The sequence below is a fragment of the Hymenobacter ruber genome, assembly GCF_054783255.1.
On sequence record NZ_BAAGQX010000004.1, the window covers coordinates 1,251,221 to 1,265,381 of the forward strand.

General features: G+C 63.4%; 10 protein-coding genes. 5 read left to right on the forward strand and 5 right to left on the reverse strand.

Going from position 1 to position 14,161, the window contains the following annotated elements; translation table 11 throughout:
- The first annotated feature begins 35 nt into the window (after positions 1-35).
- Entirely contained in the window at positions 36-3,749 is a 3,714-nt protein-coding gene (locus ACYVM5_RS15915; protein ID WP_460619096.1) for an AAA family ATPase, read from the forward strand.
- 27 nt (positions 3,750-3,776) lie between these two features.
- Here ACYVM5_RS15915 and ACYVM5_RS15920 read toward each other — a convergent pair whose 3' ends face one another.
- Together ACYVM5_RS15920 and ACYVM5_RS15925 are read right to left on the reverse strand one after the other, a co-directional pair.
- Positions 3,777-4,835, reverse strand: coding sequence for a DUF6687 family protein (locus tag ACYVM5_RS15920; RefSeq protein ID WP_460619097.1), 1,059 nt, complete (start codon positions 4,833-4,835; stop codon positions 3,777-3,779).
- A gap of 25 nt (positions 4,836-4,860) precedes the next feature.
- The gene (locus ACYVM5_RS15925) at positions 4,861-5,118 is read right to left on the reverse strand and encodes an HNH endonuclease (protein WP_460619098.1); all 258 of its coding nucleotides are present in this window, start codon (positions 5,116-5,118) and stop codon (positions 4,861-4,863) included.
- Positions 5,119-5,386: 268 nt separating this feature from the next.
- Between ACYVM5_RS15925 and ACYVM5_RS15930 the strand changes: the two genes are divergently transcribed.
- The 4 genes from ACYVM5_RS15930 (at position 5,387) to ACYVM5_RS15945 (ending at position 9,645) form a co-directional block, all read left to right on the forward strand.
- Entirely contained in the window at positions 5,387-5,836 is a 450-nt protein-coding gene (locus ACYVM5_RS15930) for a hypothetical protein (RefSeq protein WP_460619099.1), read from the forward strand.
- A 105-nt stretch (positions 5,837-5,941) separates the two neighbouring features.
- Positions 5,942-6,253, forward strand: coding sequence for a thioredoxin (trxA, locus tag ACYVM5_RS15935; protein ID WP_198068925.1), 312 nt, complete (start codon positions 5,942-5,944; stop codon positions 6,251-6,253).
- An 85-nt stretch (positions 6,254-6,338) separates the two neighbouring features.
- The gene (locus ACYVM5_RS15940) at positions 6,339-8,699 is read left to right on the forward strand and encodes a TonB-dependent receptor (protein WP_460619100.1); all 2,361 of its coding nucleotides are present in this window, start codon (positions 6,339-6,341) and stop codon (positions 8,697-8,699) included.
- A gap of 97 nt (positions 8,700-8,796) precedes the next feature.
- Positions 8,797-9,645 (forward strand): DUF4249 domain-containing protein, encoded by an 849-nt coding sequence (locus tag ACYVM5_RS15945; protein ID WP_460619101.1) that lies wholly within the window; start codon positions 8,797-8,799, stop codon positions 9,643-9,645.
- A 5-nt stretch (positions 9,646-9,650) separates the two neighbouring features.
- On the opposite strand, the gene ACYVM5_RS15950 is transcribed toward ACYVM5_RS15945, so the two are convergent.
- The 3 genes from ACYVM5_RS15950 to ACYVM5_RS15960 form a co-directional block, all read right to left on the reverse strand.
- Positions 9,651-10,472 carry a purine-nucleoside phosphorylase gene (locus ACYVM5_RS15950; protein ID WP_460619102.1) on the reverse strand — a complete coding sequence of 274 codons (822 nt, stop codon included), beginning with the start codon at positions 10,470-10,472 and terminating at the stop codon, positions 9,651-9,653.
- A gap of 136 nt (positions 10,473-10,608) precedes the next feature.
- A complete protein-coding gene (sppA, locus tag ACYVM5_RS15955; RefSeq protein ID WP_460619103.1) occupies positions 10,609-12,384 on the reverse strand; it encodes a SppA family protein in 1,776 nt (591 codons plus the stop codon).
- A gap of 345 nt (positions 12,385-12,729) precedes the next feature.
- On the reverse strand, positions 12,730-14,058 hold the full coding sequence (locus ACYVM5_RS15960; protein WP_460619104.1) for a replication-associated recombination protein A: 1,329 nt from the start codon (positions 14,056-14,058) through the stop codon (positions 12,730-12,732).
- Positions 14,059-14,161 lie beyond the last annotated feature (103 nt).

Genomic DNA, 14,161 nt, shown 5'->3' on the forward strand with positions numbered 1-14,161 from the left:
TACCTTCGGGATGTATTGATGGGAAAACTATCCGCATGAAAATTATCAGCGTCCGTTTCGCTAACCTTAACTCGCTGCCCGGCCCGTTTCTGATTCGCTTTGATGAAACGCCCTTGGCGGACACGGGGCTTTTTGCCATCACCGGGCCCACCGGCGCGGGCAAAAGCACGTTGCTTGACGCCATTGCCGTGGGCCTCTACGGCCGCGTGCCGCGCCACGACCGCCAGGTGGGCGAGATGGTGAGCCGCCACGCCAAAGACGCTTTTTCGGAGGTAGAATTTGAAGTGCACGAAACCAACCCCGACACCGGCGTGGTGGACCGCGTGCGCTACCGCTCGCGCTGGGAAGTGAAGCGCAAGGTGCGCGGCGAAGACAAGGGCGCGCTGAATGCCGATGCCATGACGCTGGTAATGAGCCCTTCCAATGTGGCCGTCATCAGCGGCAAGGAGGCGGTGCCGAAGCGGGTGGGGGAGTTGTCGGGGCTGGATTTTGGGCAGTTTGAGCAGTCGGTACTCTTGAGCCAGGGCAAATTTGCGCGCTTCCTGCACGCGCCCGAAAAGGAGCGGAGCGCCCTGCTGGAAAAGATGACCAACGTGGGCATCTACTCGCGGCTGAGCGTGGCGGCGTTTGAGAAGGCCAAGGAAGAGGAGCTGAAAACCAAATTGCTGCGCGCCAAGCTTGATGCCACCCGGCTGCTGACCGACGAGGAGCGGGCTGAATTGGAAGCCCAGCTTGATGTGCTGCACCAGCAGGCCGAATGGCACCATCTCGAGCAGCAGGAACTGACTGTGTGCCTGACCTGGCGCACCATTCTCGACCAGCTTGACCGCCAGCTAAGCGACACAGCCCGCGAAACGGAACGGCTACGCCGCGACGACGAAACCCTGCAACCTGAGTTTGCCCGGTTGGACGGCCACGCCCGCGCCGCTGCGGTGGATACGCCGCTGGAGTTGGCCGCAGCCGCCGAAAAGGAGGTTGCCAGCGACGAAGCGCAGCTGCGGGAACTGGCCGAATCTTTACCCCGCCTGCGCCTGGCCGCTGATGCTGCTGCCACTGCCCACACCGTTGCTACTGTCGCCCACGCCACCGCGCTGGCCGACGAAAACCGCTTGCGCCCCCTGCTCAGCAAGGCGCAGCAGCAGGATGCCGAAATTGTCGCTGCTTTACATCAACTCAACTTAAAGCGCGAAGCCCACGACGTAAACCGGAAAGCCTACGACCAGGCTGAAGCCGACCTGAGCCGCGAGACGCTGGCCATTGAAGCCCTGCAAACCCGCAACGAGGCCCTGGACCGCTGGCTCATTGAGCACAGTGCCGAAATCGACCTGAAAAACCAGGTGCTGGCACTGGACCGCGAAATCATCGACCTGCAAGGTGCGCAGAAAGAAATAGCCACCCGCGAAGCCAGCCGCACTGAGCTGCGCAAAGCCCAGGACCAAACCGCCACCGACCTACGCCGCCAGCGCGGCCTCGAAACCGAGGCTCAGGCCCGCCAGCAGGCCATCAAGGACGAAGGCCAGCCCTGCCGCACCGAGCGCGACGCCCTGCTAGCCGGCACCACGGCCGCCGCCCTCGTCCAGCGCGCCGACGACCTTACTGCCCACCGGCAAGCCCTGCAACAGCTGCTGCCCAAAGCCGAAGCGGCCCACGAGCACCAGACCCGCGCCGATGCCCTGGCCGCTGAAATCGACCAGCAAGCCCCAGCCCTAACTACCGCCGAAACTGCCGCTGCTCACCTCGAAACACATCGGGTCGACGGCCAGAAGCTGCTCGATAGCTACCGCCGCGAGCTCCGTACCCAGCAGGCCCTGGCCGACCTCAACGCCCACCGCCAGCACCTGGAGGCCGGCCAGCCCTGCCCGCTGTGCGGCGCGTTGGAGCACGCCTTCGCCCCCGATTTTACGGCCGAAGCCGATGCCCAGGAACTACGCGTGACCCAGCAGGAACAGGCCCTGGCCTCGCTCGATGAGGAGTTGCGCCAGGCCACCACAGCCCTCACCCGCCACCAAACCGAGCAACGCCAGCGCCAGCAGCTGCGGGAGAATGCCGCTGCCGCCGCCGAAACTGCCCGGCAGCAAGCGGCTGAAATGGCCGCGGCGCTGGTGCCCGTGCCCGCCCAGCCGGCTGACCCCGCCGCCGTGCGTGCGCTGCTGGAAGTCGCTGACGAAGAGCAGAAAGCTGCGGTGGCCGCCCGCCGCCGGCTGGCTGTGCTGGATGAAAAGCTGGCCGAGCTGCGCGAAAAATACCTGCAGGCCGGCGAGGCTATCACCGCCGCGCAACGTGAGATTCCGCGCCTTGTGGACCGGGAAGCGACCATTGAAACCGACCTGGCCAAGCTGGCCGATGAGCTGGTGCATTGGCAGGAACAGGCTGAAATTTTCCAAAGCTCGATTCGGGATTTCCTCCAGCCACACAAGCTGCCATTGCCCGCCCAGCCGCCCTACGACGGCCTGCTGGCCACGCTACGGGAGCGGGCCGACCACTACGAAGCCCAAGTGACGACGCTCAGCGAACTGGGAAAGCAACTGCTGGAAAAAACCAGCCAGCGCAATGCCCATCTGCAGGCTTTGCAGCAGCGGGAGGCACAGCTTGCCACCGCTGCTGCTGTTCTCGCGGCCGACCAAGAGGCGCTTCAGCAGCAGCAGCAGGCGCGGCAAGCTTCTTATGCCGGTCCCGACCCTGCCGCCGAAGCGGAGTTGCTGCGTCAGGCCACCCTGCGGCTAGCCAACGCCCAGCAAATCAGTCAAAATCAGCTGGCTGAACAACAGAAAGCGCTCGAAATCCAACAGAACCGCCGCGACGACCTGCAAACGCAACTGGTAACGCACCGCGCCGCCTTTGCCCAGCGCCAGGCCGAGCTAACCGCGGCCCTCGCCGCTGCCAGCCTCGCCAGCGCCGCCGAGGCGCGCGCGTTGTTGCTGCCAGCCGCCGAAGCCCAGCGCCTCCAGCAGCTTCGGCAGGAGCACCTGACCAACCGGGCCGCCGCTGCCCGCCGCCTCACCGACCTCACCACCGAGCTCAGCCACCACGCCGAAGCGGGCCTCACGCCGCACTCGGCCCCCGAGCTCACGGCCCAGCTCAACACCCTTTCGGCTGCCGATGACATTCTGCAGCAGAAACTTGGAGCCGTGGGCAACCAGCTGAAGCTGGACGACGACGCCCGGATTCAGCAGGCTGCCGGCTTGCAGGAGTTGCTACTGCGCCAGCAGGAAGAGCAGCGCTGGCAGGACCTCAGCGAGCAAATCGGCTCGGCTCGCGGCGACAAGTTCAGCCAGTTTGCCCAGGGCCTCACGCTCACGCACCTGGCCCGACTGGCCAACCTCCGCCTGCGCCAGCTCACCGGCCGCTACACCATTCTCAAAACGCCCAATCGCAACCTGGAGCTGCAAATCATCGACCACGACCAAGCCGATACGGTGCGCCCCATGGCCTCGCTCTCGGGCGGCGAAAGCTTCCTGGTGAGCCTGGCGCTGGCCTTGGGCCTGAGCGAGCTGGCCGGCCACAAGGCCCGTATTGAGTCATTGTTTATCGACGAAGGCTTCGGCACCCTCGACCCCGAGGCGCTGAACACGGCCCTTGATGCGCTGGAGCGCCTCCAGCATTCCGGCAAAATGATTGGCATCATTTCCCACGTCTCTGACCTGAAGGACCGTATCGGTACCCAGATTCGGGTGCGGCCCGGCGCGGGCGGCAACAGCTCGGTGCACCTGGTAGACGTGCGCGGCGAAGAAACCGACTGCGCGGTGTAGTTGTAGCGTGGACTCTGCGAGTCCGCGCTACATCCCGGCCGACTTCACCTCGGGCCAGGTCCAGTATTTCTTCGGTTCAATCCTCTCATATCCAGTCCGAAAAAACGCCACCACTTCCCGCTCCAGCACCTCCGGCGCGATGGATGAAGCATAAATTGGCCGGCCGTCGGGGTCGGCGTAGCGTTCGGCTTTGGTCAGCTTCTTGCCTGCGAGGCGCAGCAGCGGGCCGGTGTCGGTAATGCCGTCGGCGGCCCACGTTCGGCCGCTGGTTTCCAGCGTGTTGAGGCGGATTGCGAGTGGGGCCAGCGCCAGACGCGGCAGGGTAGGGCGGCTGGCCAGGTCAATCCAGGTAGTGTACTTGTATTCGAGTTCGTAGCGGTTGCCGTCGTATTGGCTCAGCACGATGTCGTAGCCCGCCGTGGGGCCGAAGAGGGCGTAGTACGGCAGCGGCGCGGGCGTATTCACCACCACCAGCCCAATTTCCGGGAATTGCCGCCGCGTGGTTGCAGGGCTTTGGATGATGGCCGCCGCCCGTTGCACCTGGTCATATTCAGGCTCCCAGGCGGCACGGCCGGCTTCCGGGTTTTGCAGCACTTCGGCGAAGCGCGGCAGGAACCAGTCGAATTTCTCCGCCGAGGCCTCGTCCTCACGTCGCCGCCGAAGGGGCGCGCCGAAGGGCTCATAGAACCGGGCTTTTTCCTCGGCATTCAGCCAGCACACCAGTTTCAGCGCAGCATCGGCCAGCGGGTGGGCCAGGTCAATTTCCCGAAAGTCGCCCAGCACGGCCACCTTGCGCAGCAGTTCTTCGTGCGCCACCGCCAATTCCGGGTTCAGCAGGCTCCACACGCCGATAAAGCCGTCGATATCAAAATGATTGGCCGTGACGGCCGCCGCCTCCAGGCCCGGCGTGGTGGGCTGGTGCAACGCTCGCAGCGCCGAGCCGGCGCTGGTGTCGTCGCGCAGGGCCGGGGGCGTAGCGGCCCCGCGCCAGTGCGCCAGCGTGAGCGCAGCCCCGAGGCCCACGCTGTCCACCACAATAGTAGGCTGCTGCCGAAGCTGCGCAAAAGGCACGAAGTAGCGGTTCATCCGGCAAAGCTCCGTCAAAAATGCCTCATCCGTGCAAGCCGGCATAACGCCGCCCGCGCCGGTTGCTGATGCGCTCCACGCGCTGCTTTCGAATCCAGCGCAGGTAGGTTTCCAGTTCTTCCGCATCCCGCAGGGCTTCCACCGAAGCATATTGCCGGGCCAGGGTGCGGTTGCTCAGGAAGCGGTGCACGCTGCTGTGGCAGGGCTGGCATAAGTCGACGGTGGGGCCGTGCTTGCCGCCCTCTTCGCGTGGCACGAGGTGGTGGCGGGAAGTGGCCTGCACCTCCCGCTCGCAAAGGCCACAGCGGATAGCAGCAGTGGCCGGTACCGGACTGAGTGGCCATTGATTGGACCTTGAGCGTTGCCTGGGCATTCCGCAAATAGTAGTCGGGCATGAACAATTTGACTGGAACCTTAACAGGTTGCGCTCGCTGCAAGTTGCGGATTTGTTATCAACGCACTATCTTGGCGGGTAATGTGCGCTGACTGCCCATATTACTACCCGTTCTTCTGCACTGCATTTCACCCTTTTTCTCCCTATTTTAACCGTGATGATACCTGTACCTTCCTTTTTAATTCCCAAACAGTGGCCACTGGCTGGCTGGCTGACCGGGGCCCTGATGATGATATTGCTACTGGGCTCAGCCCCCGAAGCCCGCGCCCAAACCTGGATGGTGAGCACCACCGCCCAAATCAAGCTGGGTATTTTGGATAAATACGGCCAGCTCGGCCCCTACACGGCTACCTTCATTGTGCACAGCGAAAAAACCGGCAAGGATTACCTGCTAGTAAAAGAACTTGAGAAAGGCCAGACCGGCGTAGATGTGCTGTTTCCCACCGACCCATCCGACCCCCAATACTTCAAGGCCGAAACCGGCGAAGCGGCCAGCGCCATCCCCGGCCGCTACACCTGGGAGTGCCGCGTGAAGGGCGTGAAAGCCGTGGGCGGCCGCTTCACGCTGCCCGAAGTAGCCAACGACATAACAGTTATCAATAAGTAGCTAAGCCAATTCCGGCCGCAAAAATCCAAAAGCCTGGCCACGTGCCGGGCTTTTTGCGTTATAACCGGTTCCAAATACTTGGATTCTCGCCTAATCGCCTTCGCCATGCCTCGTAAGTCTTTCCCCGAACTCATCAACAGTCCCGGCATGCCGGTTTTGGTCGATTTTTACGCCACCTGGTGCGGCCCCTGCAAAACCATGGCCCCCATTCTGGAGCAGGTGGCGGCCCAGCACGGCGGCAAGCTGCGCGTCATCAAAATCGACGTGGACAAAAACCAGGCCGTGGCCCAGCAATACCGCGTGCAGAGTATTCCCACGCTGATTCTGTTTCATCAGGGGCAGCCGGTGTGGCGGCAGGCGGGCGTGGTGCCGGCCGCCCAAATCGCCCAGGTGTTGCAGCCCTACGTGGGCAAGTAGCCCGGCCCGGCCCCGGCGCTAAACTATCCGGCGGATACCGGCGTTGGGAGGTGGCTACCTTTGCGCGTTCCCTGATTGCTACCGTATGATTTTTAGCTCTGCCCGGCGTTACTGTTTGTTATTGTTTGTGTTGGGGCTGGGATGGCCGCGTTCCGGCTGGAGCCAAACGGTGGCGCGGTTCACCATCAGCGGCACGGTGCGGGGCGGGCGCGGCGAAACCTTGCCTGGCGCCAGCGTAGCCGTGCCTGCCCTCAATACAGGCACGGCGGCCGACTCACTCGGCCACTATTCGCTGAGCCTGCCCGCCGGGCATCACCAGCTGGTCATCGCCTTCATCGGCTACCAGCAAATCACCCGCGAGGTGAACCTGAAAAAGAACGAGCGCCTCAGCCTCAACCTCGAAGAAAGCGGTAATGAGTTAGGCGAAGTGGTGGTGGAAGGCTCCGTGACCCTGGAGCAAAAGCTCAAAACCACCCAAATGGGCGTCGAGCACCTCAGCATCAAGGAGGCCAAGCTACTGCCGGCGCTGTTTGGCGAGGTCGATATTCTGAAAACCCTGCAGCTGAAGCCCGGCGTGCAGAGTGGGGGCGAGGGCACCAGCGGCCTGTTCGTGCGCGGCGGCTCGGCCGACCAAAACCTGGTGCTGCTCGATAACACGGTGGTGTACAACCCCAACCACTTGTTTGGGCTGTTCTCGGTGTTCAACTCCGATGCCGTGCAGAGCGTGGACCTGTACAAGTCGGGCTTTCCGGCGCAGTTTGGCGGGCGGCTGTCGTCGGTGGTGGATGTGAAGCTGCGCGAGGGCGACCGTCAGCACTACGTGGCCACCGGCGGCGTGGGCCTGATTTCGTCGCGCCTCACCTACGAGGGGCCGATAAACAAGGGCAAAGGCTCGTTCATCGTGAGCGGCCGGCGCACGTATTTCGACATTTTCACCCGCGCCCTCAACAAGGCCAACGAGGGCAAGGAGGATTACAGCCCCATTCCCGACTACTATTTCTACGATTTCAACGCCAAGGCCAACTACACGCTCGGCGAGAAAGACCAGGTGTTCCTGACCGGCTACCTGGGCCGCGACATCTTCGGTTTCAGCAGCCCCAATGGCTTCAAATTCAGCTTTCAGTGGGGCAACACCATTGGCTCGCTGCGCTGGAACCACACATTCTCGCCCAAGCTGTTCGTGAACACCACCGTGTCGGTGTCGGACTACAAATACACGCTGACCAACCAGCTGGCCAACGTGTTTAATTTCAATCTGGGCTCGCAAATCACGGACTACACCGGGCGCACCGACTTCGAGTACACGCCCACCGACCGGCACCAAATCAAGTTCGGGGCCATGCTCACGCAGCACCGATTTGGGGTGGGCCGTCTCAGCGCCAGCACCGGCGACGGCCGCCTCGATATCGGCTCCGACGTGCATTACTTCGGCCTCGACGGCGGCGTGTACGCCTCCGACAACTACAAGGCCACCGACAAGCTCCAGCTTGAAGGCGGCCTGCGGCTGACTGGTTTCCGCAGCGGCACCGACCAGTACGGCGGCCTCGAGCCCCGCGCCGCCGCCCGCTACGCCCTGAACGACAAGACTTCGTTCAAGCTCAACTACGCCATGATGTACCAGTACGTGCACCTGGTCACGAACTCAGGCGCGTCGCTGCCCACCGATATCTGGTACCCCTCGCGGCTGTCGGTGAAGCCGCAGCAGTCGCAGCAGGTAAGCGGTGGGGCTAGCTTCCTGCTGGGCAGCGGCAAATATCTGCTCACCAACGAAGTCTATTATAAATGGGGCCGCAACCAGGTCGATTTCCGCGACGGCGCGCAGTTGTTCGTAAACCCTGATTTGGACCAGGAATTCATTTTCGGCAAGAGTTGGGCTTATGGCAATGAGCTTTATCTGGAGAAGAAAACCGGTAAAACCACCGGCTGGATTGGCTACACGCTGGCCTGGAGCTGGCGCAATTTTCAGCCCCAGAACGGCACCAATGGCGTGAACGGCGGCCGCGATTTCCACCCCAACTACGACCGCCGCCACAACCTGACCGTGGTGGTGCTGCAGCAGCTCAATACCCGCATCAACCTCACGGCCAGCTTTATCTACACCTCGGGCAACCTGACCACGCTGCCGCTGGGCCGGTTTGGCGTGCAGGACATCCCGGGCTCCAGCGTGGGCATCGACCCGCGCCCGGTGCCGGTGTACCCCGACCGCAATTCCTACCGCCTCATCCCGTACCACCGCCTCGACCTCGGCGTGGTGTACAAAATAGGGGCCCGGCGCGACCAGGACCTCACCCTGAGCATCTACAACGCCTACAACCGCCGCAACGCCTACTTCGTGTTCTTCGACACGGTGAAGGACAAGGCCACCGGCCGCACCACCGGCTTCCAGGCCAAGCAGGTGTCGCTGTTCCCGGTTATCCCGTCGCTGACGTACAATTTCCGCTTCTAGACCACGGATTCGCTCGGATTAAGGCGGATTTCACGGATTTTGTGGACAGTAATTACAGGGTTTTTACTGCTGTTTTTAGTTTGAATCAGTTATGAAAATGAAGTTGAATTGGCTGGTTATTGCTTGTGTGGCGCTGGCCGGCTGCGGCAAGTTGCAAAACGACATCAACGTGCCGCTGCCGGCCTTTTCCTCCGATTTGGTGGTGGAATGCTACCTGCATCCGGGCAAAGTGCCGGAGCTGGCCGTCACCACATCGGTGCCCTACATCAGCTCGGTGCTGCCGCAGGTGCCCACCGATGTCACCGTCACGCTCACCATGCCCAACGGCACGCTGGTGCCGCTGGCTTTCAACCCCAACTACCGGGCCTTGATTGACACCACCTCGGGCGTGAAATTCCACTCCCACATCGGCCGCGACCCGCTGGTGGCCAAGGCCGGCGACGTGTTCAAGCTCGACGTGGTGGACACCAAGGGCCGCCACGCCACGGCCACCACCACCATGCTGGCTCCCGTGCCCATCGACTCGGTGAGCTACCAGTTCAACGACAAAACCGGCTCCGAGCGCAAGGCCATCTTCCTCACCAGCTTCCGCGACCCGGCCCCGCTTGATGACTGCTACCGCCTGCAGCTGCACAAAGGCAACCCCGCCAAAGGCGCCCTGCTGAAAAGCCCGGAACAGGATATGTCGGTAGAAGACCGACTGCTCAACGGCCAGGAATTTGTGCTGGGCACCAGCTACCGCTTTTACCCCGGCGATACCGTGACGGCCACGCTCTACCACACCGAGCGGGCCATGTTCCGCTTCCGGCAGTCGGTGCGCGATGCGCGGCAGGCCAACGGCAACCCCTTTGCCCAGCCCTCCGCCATCTACGGCAACGTGCAGGGCGGCATCGGCATCTTCGGCGTGCTCAGCGGCACCACGGCCCAGAAGATTCTGGCGAAGTAAAGGGCCTACAAACCCGCCACCACAGCTTTTATCAACGCCGTGAGCCGGGGCTCGGCCGCGCCGGCGGCGGCGAAAATATCGGCCAGTACCACGGGCTTGAGGTGGCCGGGCGCGCACAGGTCGGTGATGACCGACACGGCCAGCACCGGCAGGCCCAGGTGGCGCGCCGCAATGACTTCCGGCACCGTGCTCATGCCCACGGCATCGGCCCCGATGGTGCGCAGGTAGCGGTATTCGGCCGGGGTTTCGAGCATGGGGCCGGGCACGCTGGCGTACACGCCGCGCCGGGTGGTGCCGGCCTGGCCCAGTGCCTGGGCGGCGGCTTCGGCCCGGCGGAGCAGGTCGGCGTCGTAGGGCGCGAACATATCGGGGAAGCGCGGGCCTAGCTCGTCGAGGTTGGCCCCGATGAGGGGGTTGGTGGGCTGCAGGTTGATGTGGTCGTCAATCAGCATCAAGTCGGCGAGGTTGAAATCGGGATTCAGGCCGCCAGCGGCGTTGCTTACCAGCAGGCGGGCAATGCCCAGCAGCTTGAGCACGCGCACGGGCATGGCCACCTGCTGCATGGTGTAGCCCTCGTAGTAGTGGAAGCGGCCTTGCAGTACCGCCACTTTCTTGCCGCCCATGCGGCCCAGCAGCAGCCGGCCGGCGTGGCTTTCCACGGTGCTGAGCGGGAAGTGCGGGATGTCGGCGTAATTGATTTCGTATTCCACGTCGACCTCCCTGGCCAGCGCGCCCAGCCCGGTGCCGAGGATGATGCCCGTTTCGGGCTGAAAGGCCTGGGAGCTGGCTTTGATGAAGGCGGCGGCCTCTTGGAGCTGAGTGAGCATGGCTGGAGCAATAAAAAACGTCATCCTGAGCGCAGCGAAGGCCCTTACCACGTTAAAGCAACAGTGCTTGGGTGATAAGGTCCTTCGCTGCGCTCAGGATGACAGAGGATTCAGGATGAGAAACAAGCGAAAATGACTACTGGATATCCAGCGTGTACGGCAGGCGGGCCTGCACGCCGCGCATCTGCATGAGCTGCTGGTACTGGGCGTAGGCGGGGTAGAGCGGCCCCAGCTCGGCCTTGATGGCGCGGGTTTTGGCCGCATCGTCGTCGTCGGTGAACGTGGAGATGAAGTCCTCAAAGGCCGATTTCTGGCGGGGCAGGCGCTGCACGCGGTAGTCATCGGCCTGCAGGTGGGCGCGGGCGGCGGCGATTTTGAGGGCGGTTTCGTAGTCGCCAAGCACGTCCACGAGGCCGTTGTTTTTGGCTTCGAGGCCGCTCCAGACGCGGCCCGAGGCCAGGCGGCGCAGGCGCTCCACGGGCATGTGGCGGCCCTGGGCGGCCTTGCTGGTGAAGTCGGCGTAGATGCGGTTCACTTCTTCTTGCAAAGTGCGTTTTTCAAACTCCGTGAGCGGGCGGGTGATGGTGGGCAGGTCCGAAAACTTGCCCGTCGTCACGCGGTCCACGGTGATGCCGAGCTTGTCGGCCAGCAGGGGCTGGATGTTGGGCAGCACGCCAAACACGCCAATGGAGCCCGTGATGGTGTTCGGATGGGCCACGATGGTGTCGCAGGCCATGGCAATGTAGTAGCCGCCGGAGGCCGCCACGTCGCTCATGCTGGCGATAATCGGCTTCACTTTCTTGGTCAGCAGCACTTCGCGGTAAATGATGTCCGAGGCCAGCGAGGAGCCGCCCGGCGAGTTGATGCGCAGCACCACGGCCTTCACCCGGTCGTCGAGGCGGGCCTTGCGGATGGCTTCGGCAAACTTGGTGCTGCCGATGTTGTCGTCGGAGCCCTTGCCGGTCACGATGTCGCCCTCGGCGTAAATCACGGCAATGCGGCGGCCGCTGGTTTTGCCCTCGCGCTCGTCGGCGTCGTTTTCGTGGTCGGTGTAGTCGGACAGGCTCACCAGGCTGGGCTTTTTGTTTTTGGCCAGGTCCAGCTTGCGGCGCAGGTAGTCCTGCACCTCATCGAAGTAGCCGAGCCGGGTGACGAGGTGCAGGCGCAGGGCATCGGGGGCGTTGTGCACCAGCATCGAATCCGAAATCACCTTGAGGCGGGCCGGGTTGATGCCCCGGGTTTTGGCCACCTCGCCAATCATGTAGCCGTTGATGGAATTCAGGAACGACACCGTTTGGTAGCGGGCCGAGTCGGAAAAGTTCTCGCGGAAAAACGGCTCCACGGCGCTTTTGAAGGAGCCCACCCGGAAAATGTAGGGCTGAATGCCGGCCTTGTCGAACAGGCGCTTGTAGAACATCACCTCCGAGCTCAGGCCGTTGAATTCGAGCGTGCCTTGCGGGTTGAGGTAGATTTCGTTGGCCATCGAGGAGAGGTAGAAGCTCTTTTCGGAGGCGATTTCGTGGTAGGCCACCACAAATTTACCGCTCTTTTTGAAGTCGAGCAGGGCGTTGCGCACTTCCTCCAGCGAGGCCATGCCGCCCTGCACAATGCCCAGGTTCAGCAGAATGCCCTTGATGTCGTCGTCAGACTTGGCCCGGTGAATGGCTTCCTTCAGCTCGACCAGCCCCGTGCTGCCGCCCCCGCCAAAGCCGCCGAAGCGGCCTTCGCGCCCGCGCTCGTTCAGCGGCTCGTTTAGCTTGAGCTCCAGCACCGAGTTGGCGGCGGTTTCCTTGGGCTCGTGCGAGCTGCTCACCGCCGCCCCGATGACGATGGCGAACACGACAAACCCGAGGAAGGCAAAGGCCGCAAGGCCCACAATGGTGGCGAGGACGTATTTGAGAAACTGGCGCATGGGTGCAGAAGTATGAGAGCAAGCAAAAGTAGGCGGCGCGGGCCGTTTGGCTTTCCCCCGGGCTTTTACGCCATTCCCCCGAGGCCTTACGCCGGCGTAAAAGCGCGGGGGAATGGCGTAAAAGCGCGGGGGAATGGCGTAAAAGCCCGGGGGAATGGCGTAAAAGCCCGGGGGAATGGCGTAAAAGCCCGGGGGAATGGCGTAAGAACCCGGGGGAGCGGTGTAAAAGTGCGGGGGAGTGCCGGACGGCTGCGGGGGAGGTGTGGGAAAGCGAGGGGGAACCTCGTACCGGCGGGGAAGGTGTTTGTAAGGACGGAAACGGCGTTTGCAGCGGCGGGGCGGGCGTTAGTAGCCGTATTTCTCGCCCCACCAGCCGCGCAGGCGCTCCTGGATTTTGGCCTCGCTGGCGTTCAGGCCCGGCTCGTAGAAGCGGGTGCCGCTCAGGGCATCGGGCAGAAACTCCTGCTCCTCAAAATTGCCCTCGCCGTTGTGCGAGTAGGCGTATTCCTTGCCGTAGCCGAGCTGCTTCATGAGGCGGGTGGGGGCGTTGCGCAGGGGCACCGGCACGGGGTACACGCCGTGGGCCTTCACCTCGGCCTGCGCCGCGCGGATGGCCAGGTAGGCGGCGTTGCTCTTGGGCGAGGTGGCGAGGTAGATGACGGTCTGGGCCAGTATCAAATCCGACTCAGGCAGGCCGATGACGGTGCAGGCCTGGAAGCAGCTCGTGGCCAGCATCAGGGCGTTGGGGTTGGCGTTGCCGATGTCTTCGGAGGCCAGGATGAGCATGCGGCGGGCGATGAATTTCACGTCCTCGCCGCCTTCCAGCATCACGGCCAGGTAGTAGAGGGCGGCGTTGGGGTCGGAGCCGCGCATGGATTTGATGAAGGCCGAAATCACGTCGTAATGCATTTCGCCCCCCTTGTCGTAGCGGGCCAGGGGGCGCTGCGCCACCTGCTGCACCACCGCATCGGTGATTTCGATGAGGCCTTTTTTGTCGGGCGGCGTGCTCTGAACCACGATTTCGAGCAGGTTGAGCAGCTTGCGGGCGTCGCCGCCGCTGAGGGCCAGCAGGGCGTGGTCCTCTTTCAGCTTCACCTTTTTCTGCTTCAGCGCCGCGTCCTCGGTCAGGGCTTTTTGCACCAGCCCGCGCAGGGTGTCCGCGCTCAGCGCCTCCAGCACATACACCTGGCAGCGCGAGAGCAAAGCCGGAATGACTTCAAACGACGGATTCTCCGTGGTGGCGCCAATGAGCGTGACGGTGCCGTGCTCCACCGCGCCCAGCAGGGCATCCTGCTGCGCCTTGCTGAAGCGGTGGATTTCATCAATAAAAAGAACGGTACCGCGCTGCCGCTTGGCCTTCTCAATCACGTCGCGCACGTCTTTCACGCCCGCGTTGATGGCGCTTAGGGCCGAAAACGGCTGTTTCAGCTCCGAGGCCAGCAGGTGGGCCAGGGTGGTTTTGCCCACGCCGGGCGGCCCCCACAGGATGAGGCTGGGCAGCCGGCCGGCGGCCAGGTAGCGGCGCAGCACGCCGGTTTCGCCCACCAGGTGCTGCTGGCCGGCGTAGTCGGCCAGGCGGCGGGGGCGCTGGCGCTCGGCCAGGGGGGCATCGGGGCCGGGCGCGGCGGCGGGGGTGAAGGCAGCGGGTTCGTCGTCGGGAAAGAGGGAGGACATGGGAAGTAGCGAAGGAGCGCGAACTTTGGGGCTCGCGTTTTAGAACGATTCTCGCGCGGCGTGGTTCAGACGGCGCGCGGACGCGAGCCACAAAGTTGGCGCT